Genomic DNA, 8,722 nt, shown 5'->3' with positions numbered 1-8,722 from the left:
GGGCTAGGAGGACTGAGCCCCGTTGAGTACAGGATGAAGGACGCCATCCAGTTGGCATGATCTAGACAGTGTCCAAGGTTTGGGGGTCGGTTCAGGATCATTGGACACTGGGCGGGGGCATGCTTGAACCATCGCGAGCAGAAAGCTATGCACGATGGGGACTGGAAGTATTTGAAGGCAAACGGGAACGAGGAACTTGCTCAGCATTCCTGGCGATGAGCGCGAGCGGGCGAGCCAGGCGAAGGACCTGGAGAGACTGGCTGCTATGCGAGCGGATTGGCAGACCCGGAATCCGACTACGCCGGGACGGTCAATTTGGGAGATCCTATTAAGGATATGCGGCAGCGATGAGAGAGTGGCACATGGTGATGGACGAAATCGTCCGAAGGACGTGCATGCGGCTTCCGATGGCACGCAAAGATCTCCGGGCATGAGTTGATCACCGTGATCGGTTCGTGCTCCGATAGGCCGTGGTAACTCAACAGCGCAATCAGGGGGACTCGTCGAGCAAGCTACCTAAGCCCATCGTCGACACGTCGTCGCCGCACACGATTTCGCGTGCGGGTAAACCACTGGTACTGACCTGAAAGTCCCTGTTCACAAAAAGAAACAGCGTATGCATAATTGACCTGCCTAGCATTTGTTCAGCTTCGGCTGAGCCGGGTCGCGGGTTGCGATCCGCCTTTTATTTTTACCTTACGGCGAAGGAGTCCAACTCGGATTCCCGCCAGTCGGCAGGAAGTCCGAGTTGGACTCCTTCGACGCTCTATGTAGGCAAGTCGTATGCGCAATCTCTTCTACGAAAATAGTGCGGTTGGCATCAGACTTAATGAATTTGGGCTGTCCCTAAAGGACAGCCCTTCTTTTTTGTCTCGATCTAAGCAGCTTATTTTTTTGTGCGGCGCCAATCAAGCGCCAAACACTCCATCACAACGGCGTACAAATTTAAGAAAATTCATTCATCAAATATCACCGGACTACACGGTTATTTACGCTGAAGGGATTTTCAACGAAATTAAAAAATTTGGCCCACAAAAAAACGTCCTCGACCTTGAGCACAGGATTTCGGACGTCGCAGATAAAGTAATAATAATTCTAGAAAGCGAAAGCGCTTTCTGTGAGCTAGGGGCATTTGCGCATGAGAAATTGCGCCACAAACTAATTGTGATTAACAACGCCAGATTCGAGCACAGTGAATCTTTCATAAACACTGGGCCAATTGCCGCACTAAAGGAAGCAAAATCCCCTGTGATGTGGTACCCCATGACTCCCAACGGAGTCAAAGTATCGGATGGCATAGGTGCGATATTTAAAGATTTAGAAGCAGCTCTTACGCATCAGCCAGCAGATGGCGGCCCTGTCAGTTATGAGACTCTTGGCGACTTGCGCATGAACAAGATCAGCCTCTACTTTTTACATGATCTGATATTACTATCTGGGCCTGTAAGCCACAAAGAACTAATATCGTGCCTGATCTCATTATTTGGACAAAAAAGCTTTGATGCTGCGAGTGGCCTACTAGCTGTCCTCAGAGAGGCGGGGCTTATTACAGATATATCCGCAAACAAATCAACCACAAATTTGCCTCCTATCTATGAGGCTGCGACGACTGATTTTTTTCTCAAGTATAAATACGACGTCTACGCATTGATGGCGGCATTTCGCGTTTTCCATCAGAAGCGAAACCCTCAGCGATTTGCATATGGATAGCATAGTCTCCAAGATCTCGGGCGACTTAAAGATACCTATCGCAACACTAGAAATTGCGATCAGGCTAGCCAAAACTCGCTGCCGGAAATTTTCAATTCTGAAGAAAAATGGAGACACACGGCAGATCATTCAACCTTCGGTAAAGGTTAAACCCATCCTTTCATGGCTGAGCCTAAATGTACTTAATTCGCTCCCAGTGCATGATGCGGCCACTGCATTCAGAAGAGGGAAGTCGATCCTTGACAACACATCCAAGCACAAAGAAGCAGACTATTCTGTTCGATTGGATTTAAAAGACTTCTTCCCCTCAATCAAACCCGAAGATCTTTGGCGAGTCATGCTCGATTCTCGCCATCTGATTCCAGAATGGTCAATCAAAGAGGATGCATTTTGGCTCATCTCCAATGTTTGCTTCGACCAAAACAATCAACTCCCAATTGGCTATTCGACATCGCCGGCGATCGCAAATGCCGTGATGCATCGTATTGATACAACGCTCGCCAATGCCGTGATGGATGACTCGCGCTTTGGCGCCGCGACCGTAACTCGTTACGCGGATGATTTTGTTTTCTCGACAAATAAACGAGGGGCGTGCAAGAATTTCTCCGATTTGCTTCATGATGTCATAAAAACAACAAACAGCCCGTCACTTCAGATTAATGAAAACAAGACTCGCTACATGAGCCGCGCTGGCGGCTCAACAATAATTACTGGTCTTAGAGTGAACAACTTGGGCGCTGTAGTCGTTCACGGGAATTACCGCGATCACGTTCGACTTCTTCTCAAGCTGTTTGATTCCGGAAGATTAGCACTCGACCAAGTACCGCAACTAGCAGGCCATCTTGCATATATTGAGCATGTCGATCCCGCGTTATTTACCAAGCTCTCATTCAAACACTACAAAAGAATAGAGGAGATTCGGTCTTTGCGACTTGTGGAATGAATTTTTACCGCGCGATCCAACCGGTGCTCCGGCTAGCAACTCATCGGTCACTTTTCAATCGTACTAAAGCACACGAGGGACAAACTGCCACTCACCATAAGCGTGCAGCAACAACCCGTCTCCGCCTACTGACCTAGAACCCCGGTGATCCAAGGCAGCGCCCCGGTCCCTCTCCCCTGCTTCCTCGAACCATTCGTTGCCTTCGCCATAGCAACACCACAGCGGCGATCTCAGTTGCGCCAGTTTGATTTCTCGATGCGTAGAACAGTAGAGAACACATGCCCAAGTTGAAATCTGAGCGACATCACTGGTGGCCTCGATGCGTATCCCGTCGATGGTCGGCAACAGACGGAAAGATTGGTTGGATCAAACCGGATGGCACCGAGATTCGAGTTCCACCCGATCAGCTAGGGCTCATCAACAATGGGCACCATGTGAAGCTCGCCTCAGACACGGCGGACTCGACGCCTTGGGATTTCAGTTTCGAGAAGGAATTCGATGCGGCCGACAACCACTTTCCGCCGCTGATCACTTGGCTCGAAAGCCTGGAAAGAAGGTCTCCGGACTGCTCTGAGCCTACTTCTAGATATCTCGCCCAACCCGCCACGGATGAACAACTACGCGCAATTACTGAGAGTGTGGTTTCACTGGCTGCACGGAGCCCGGCGACTCGCGAGGCATCAGTGGCATTTGCGGAAGATCTGCGAGGTCCTCTGGCATCAAGTGAGCGCAATGCACTCATCGGTCTGAGCATGCGCAACTATCAACGGACATTCGCCGACAGCATTGGTTCGAATGCAAAGTTCGCGGTTCTCTTTTCACCGAAGAAGGAATTTATCTATGGTGACGGTTTTTTCCATAACCTCAAGGCTCCGACCGTGGCTCCGCGCAACCCAAAGTTGTTAGTTCCGATCACGCCCTCGATGAGCGTGATCATTAGCAAGCCTCGGTCCTTTACGGCTATTCCTCGCCTATCAACGATTGTGCTCCGTGAGTTGGAAGTTGATCAATGCAATCATGCAATTCAAGTCTATTCGTGCAAAGCGCTCTTCTATCGATCTGAGAGGCCTCTAGTGAATGAATTTTTTCGAAAAGGAGAGCACCTCGAATACGCCCGCACCGATAATCCGATAGACGAACTGATTGGCGGCCTACCTGGTGTTACCCCAGACTTCAGGGTGTCGAATCCTGAATTGTGAGCAGCAATTCAAGAGTAAATAGAGCTGCTGCAATGTGGAAAACACTACCACTAAGTCACTTGCCTACCGAAAGAGTTCTTGAAAAACCTCTTGAAGTTCGCAGGGACGCCCAGCCGCCAACGGTTCGCTCAGCGCTAAAGCCACGTCAGAGTTCGTGACTAGATTCAAAGCTGCAAGCGCTCGTTCCGGTTTAGATCCTGAAGCCGGGGCAGCGGGCGGATAATAGTCCTCGATAGCACCTTGCGCGAGAACGCAAATTCCTTCGGACCGCAGTGCATCCAAAACCGGAATTAATGCCGCAGCAGCATGTTCGTCCGCTTCGCACGCCTGTACGCGCGCAATCTCCTGCTCCCACGCAAATAGGCCATCCAGCAACGCCAGTGTCTCGTCGTCTACTTGGCGAGATGCTTGAACTGCTCGAAGAGTTTCTTTTGCGATGTCGTATTTCGCCTTCCAAGACTCTTGCTGAACCCTAGCTTTGATCTGACGGGCCTTGGGCTCCGCAACCGCGCCGAGCACAGCGATCCTAGCGTCTATCTGGCTAAGCATTGTCTGCCGGAGATCAGCGACGCCGGGGCTAGCGCCAAGATGCTGATAGCCCTCGAAGAGTGCATCGAGATCTGCAACGACCTTAACCTCAATACCAAAGGCAGAGAAAAATCTTCTGAACTTCGCGAAGTTACCTTTGCCTGATACACGAACGAGGGTGACATTCCTTTTATCAAAGTCCCAATCCGGATTCAGTATCTTCGCAACGTGACGACAGTAAGCATCGTCTGATTCCCCTTCAAAGAGAACTACTCGTTGACTAAAGAAAGCAGCATCGGCATTCTCAAAACGAGCCAATTGAAACACTTCTGCGCTTGTAGGATCTAGATCAAAGTTGACCGGATAAATAATTCCTTCGGGTTTCGCTTCTGATACCGCTCTCTTAGCAACACGCGCGAACGCAGCGGTCGTTCCAGGGGCAAAGAACAACGGCGAGTGCGTCGTTAGCGCAACTTGATGTGTGCCTGCGATGCGCGCCAATGTGTTGAACAGAATCCGCTGTGACTTCGGATGCAAGTAAAGCTCAGGCTCTTCGAAAAGAAAGAACAAAGGTCGTGAAGCCGCCCCCTCAATCGGGTCCGACTGCTTTTGCTCCTCGAGGTGAAGAACATACGCTTGCAGCAGTGCGAACGTCAACGACCTTTTGATACCGTCCCCCTTGTTTTCTATCAGGTCGCGCGAACCATCATCAATATAAATTTGAGCTGCGCTCAGAATGGTCTTTAGTTCCGGGGGTGGTATGTGGAGTTGCACCCTAACGTTGGGGAAATTCTCTCCAAGAAGCATTTCAACGCGGGACTCAAGGGCTTGCACTCTGTGGTGCCGTTGATCTACTACTCGATTCCCTTCAGTCACACGATTGAACAATGCGTTTAGCACCGACAATGATCGCTCTACATCCTCCAAATCCGGTGTCATTTCTTCGAGCAGCAAAGACAGCAGTCGTCCAAAAGACGTTGACTGTGTCGTCTTGAGGTCGTCGCTGAGGTTCTTGACTGCAGGGATGTAAATTGCTTCAGGCAACAGCATTGAGATAGACGATGCAATCCCCGAGGGCAAAGGCCCTTCGACCATTTCCATTTCCTCCCTCGGTAGTTCCTCAACCCTTTGCTGCAGAAATGTCTTAGCCGCTGTCAGCGTGGTGAGAGTCTCTGGCATCGATGCTAGGAACTCGGGATATGCCCGAACCATCGTCTCTCGTATAGCGGTGCCTCTTAGCCCAGCAAACTCGACATCGATCGTTTCCGGTCGAAGCCGAACGTCTCGTGGGACTAGGCGATACGCTGACACCTCAACCCGCTCTGTCGGCCTGTAGCGTATGCAAAGCCTCAAACCTTCGTCGACTACGATGCTCCCAATCCTCGCCCTGTGCTCTACGGCCACCCTAGAGAGGTGGCTTTCGCTCACATCGGTAAATTCAACAACGAACTCAACTGGTTCTGCCGGGTCATAGAAGTTACTCAGTGGCAACTGCGGTGGGCGATTTAGCGCCGTAACAACCGCCTGCAAGACTGAAGATTTTCCCGCGTTGTTTTCTCCTACTAAGCAACCAAATCGCGTCGGCTCAAACACCTGATACCGCAGGCTTTTGAAATTGGAAATGGCTATTTTCTCAAGCTTCAAAGTGATCTCCTTCGAAGGCAAGGACGCATCCGATAGTTATAAGAAGCGCCGCTCTAACTAAGCTCGCTGCGTTCCTAAGCATCTTTAGGTCCATACTTTTGCGTCTCTGCAATGCGCTAGCGACGTTGGTGGTTTCCAAACAGGCCCTGATCAACTTCGGAAAGTTCGTCTGGCCACCGATGTCGTTTCAGCCGCCGCTAAAGCAGGATAGTTTTCGCCAAAGGCCTTCTGCGTAAATAGCGAAGGTGGTCTCGATGAAGTCGGCGTTTGTGCCCTGCCATCCAACGCCTCGGAGCCGCTGTAGCCCGCCACGACGATCGACTGCAGCAGACGGCTTCCGGCGATCTCGCCGAGCAGGTTGTCGAACGGATACCAGAACCAGGAATCGCCCACAGCCAGCGTTGTGGGCGATGCTCCTCTCATCAGGGCATCTTGGTGCCCGTAGAAAAAGTTTGGGATCGGCATAGGAACCCTCCTCAACGCGACATTAGCGGAGAGAAAAGTTCTAGAGCATCCCGTCTTTGTGGGATGCCAGGCCATCAGCCGATCCCGGCCTAACCTACGCTATTCCCCGCTACTCACCTCCAACAACATCTCCGCCTCCCTCGCCAAATCAGCGGCAATCCAGAGCATGTTGTCCCGATGCTTCTCCCCCGCCTCCTCGAACCACCCGTTGCCGTCGCCATAACAGCACCACAGCAGCGAGTTCAGCTGCGCCAGTTTGATTTCGAGTAGTTCCCTTGCCTCGTCGGGCGTCGGGGTGGGCGCCGTGGGCTTGGTGGTGGTGCCGCGCTTGGTGCTGCTGCTGTTGCTGTTGCTGCTGCCGCTGCGGCGGGAAGATTTGGGCGTGGGACGCCCGGCCATAATTCGCTCAGACATCATGGTCGCGCTGCTTGCGAAGCGGCCGGTCTCCGCTGACGTAGGTTGCAAGCGAGCTTGCCGAGCTACATGCTGGAGACCGTGGTCACTACCAGCAAGGAAAGGAGACCGGCCATGCAAGAGATTAGCAAGATCCACGTGGGTTTGGACGTTCACAAGGACAGCATTGCCGTTGCAGTGGCTGAGCCCGGGCGAGCGGCAGCCAAGGTGATCGGCACGATCAGGCACGACGTTCCCAAGCTGCTGAAGTTGCTCGTCAAACTAGGCGACACCGAAGCCGTGCATGTGGTCTATGAGGCAGGTCCCACTGGCTGGGGCCTGCAGCGTGCCTTGACGGCCAAGGGTTACAGCTGCGAGGTCATTGCGCCGTCGAAGATGCCTCGACGTCCCGGAGACCGAATCAAGACCGACCGGCGCGACTGCGCGCAATTGGCCGAGTGCTCGCGTGCGGGACAACTGCGCGCGGTGTGGGTGCCTCGACCTGAGGACGAAGCCATTCGAGACCTGGCACGCGCCCGCGAAGATGCGCTGAACGACCGGCGCCACTTGCGCCAACAGCTCAAGGCCCTGCTGTTGCGCCACGACGTGCGCTTCCCGGGCAAGACCTCCTGGACGCAGGCGCACCATGCATGGCTCGGGAAGCTGAACTTCTCCGAGGTGGCAACGCAGGCAGCATTTATGGACTACTGGATGGCTGTGCAGGCCAGCGATGAACGCCTCAAGCGCCTGAGCTCAGCACTGCTCGAGTACGTCAAGAATTGGCGCTTTGCGCCACAGGTATCGGCGCTGCAGGCGCTGCGAGGCATCGACGTGACCTGCGCCATCGCACTGGTGGCCGAGATCGGGGACTTCAGCCGCTTCGATCATCCGCGCAAGCTCATGGGTTACCTGGGTCTGGTGCCCTCGGAGCGCTCCAGCGGTGAGCGCACTGCACGAGGCAGTATCACCAAGACTGGCAACGCGCATGCGAGAAGGATGCTGAGCGAGGCGGCGTGGAGCTACCGCTTCAAGCCACGATTGGGTGAGCGTGCACGTCGGCGCCAGGAAGGCTTGAGCCAGCAACTGTGCGCTATTGGCTGGACGGCGCAGCTACGCCTGACGCAGCGCTTCGCAAAGCTCGACGCCCGTGGAGTGCACAGGAACAAGGTGTGTGTGGCCGTGGCGCGTGAACTCACCGGCTTCGTGTGGGCAGTTGCTCAGGCGGCGGACACACCATCGCAGGCAACACAAGGAGGCACGACATGAGCGAGATCGATTCGGTGATGCGACCCACGCACCCGGCAGGGCAACCCTCGTAATGGCTGCATAGGCTCCGAAAGGATGATCCACGACTTTTAGAGCGAGGCAGGCCCGCGACGGATCGATGAAGTGCCGGTAGCCAATCCGCGGATATGAGCATGATTCATCGTCGCTTGCGCGCTCGGGTCGCATCACCCGATCGATCTCATATGAGAAAAACTTAAATCCTCTTCGTTGACGGCAGCGACCATATGAGCCATGTGGTGTGCTCCTTTTCGAAAGTTAGTGCACGTCATGTGGTCAGACGGTCAGGGTGTTCACGCACCCTGGCCGTCGCCTTTTGTGCCTCACGTTCGCACCAGTGCACCGAGGAGCACCGGCAACCCGCCGTGAGGTGGGCGGTTCATCAGGTCAGTGGGTCGTAAGCGTCCCGTGAACCCATCTTGAATCGGCGTTAGGAGCAAAGGATGCTCGTGTCCACTAATACTGAACCGACCCCCAAACCTTGGACACTGTCTAGATCATGCCAACTGGATGGCGTCCTTCATCCTGTACTCAACGGGGCTCAGTCCTCCTAGCC

General features: G+C 53.6%; 7 protein-coding genes. 4 read left to right on the top strand and 3 right to left on the bottom strand.

Going from position 1 to position 8,722, the window contains the following annotated elements:
* Window positions 1-783: 783 nt before the first annotated feature.
* From FHT32_RS34685 to FHT32_RS34675, 3 genes are all read left to right on the top strand, one after another.
* On the top strand, window positions 784-1,710 hold the full coding sequence (locus tag FHT32_RS34685) for a retron St85 family effector protein (protein ID WP_176669055.1): 927 nt from the start codon (window positions 784-786) through the stop codon (window positions 1,708-1,710).
* Window positions 1,703-2,653: a retron St85 family RNA-directed DNA polymerase gene (locus tag FHT32_RS34680; RefSeq protein WP_176669054.1), complete on the top strand. Its 951-nt coding sequence runs from the start codon at window positions 1,703-1,705 to the stop codon at window positions 2,651-2,653. Before FHT32_RS34685 ends, FHT32_RS34680 begins: the two co-directional genes overlap by 8 nt.
* A 434-nt stretch (window positions 2,654-3,087) precedes the next feature.
* Window positions 3,088-3,852, top strand: coding sequence for a hypothetical protein (locus FHT32_RS34675; RefSeq protein ID WP_176669053.1), 765 nt, complete (start codon window positions 3,088-3,090; stop codon window positions 3,850-3,852).
* A 63-nt stretch (window positions 3,853-3,915) separates the two neighbouring features.
* Here the strand turns inward: FHT32_RS34675 and FHT32_RS34670 are convergent, their stop codons facing one another.
* From FHT32_RS34670 to FHT32_RS34660, 3 genes are all read right to left on the bottom strand, one after another.
* Window positions 3,916-6,024 carry an AAA family ATPase gene (locus tag FHT32_RS34670; protein WP_176669052.1) on the bottom strand — a complete coding sequence of 703 codons (2,109 nt, stop codon included), beginning with the start codon at window positions 6,022-6,024 and terminating at the stop codon, window positions 3,916-3,918.
* 150 nt (window positions 6,025-6,174) lie between these two features.
* A complete protein-coding gene (locus FHT32_RS34665; RefSeq protein ID WP_176669051.1) occupies window positions 6,175-6,489 on the bottom strand; it encodes a hypothetical protein in 315 nt (104 codons plus the stop codon).
* Window positions 6,490-6,588: 99 nt separating this feature from the next.
* Window positions 6,589-6,906: a hypothetical protein gene (locus FHT32_RS34660; protein WP_256099282.1), complete on the bottom strand. Its 318-nt coding sequence runs from the start codon at window positions 6,904-6,906 to the stop codon at window positions 6,589-6,591.
* A gap of 111 nt (window positions 6,907-7,017) precedes the next feature.
* Here FHT32_RS34660 and FHT32_RS34655 point away from each other — a divergent pair, with 111 nt between their 5' ends.
* Entirely contained in the window at window positions 7,018-8,148 is a 1,131-nt protein-coding gene (locus FHT32_RS34655; RefSeq protein WP_176669050.1) for an IS110 family transposase, read from the top strand.
* Window positions 8,149-8,722: the final 574 nt, after the last annotated feature.

This window comes from Variovorax sp. SG517 (assembly GCF_013376045.1).
In the GTDB taxonomy this organism is placed as follows: Bacteria; Pseudomonadota; Gammaproteobacteria; order Burkholderiales; family Burkholderiaceae_C; genus Variovorax.
This window is presented reverse-complemented; position numbering and strand designations above follow the sequence as displayed.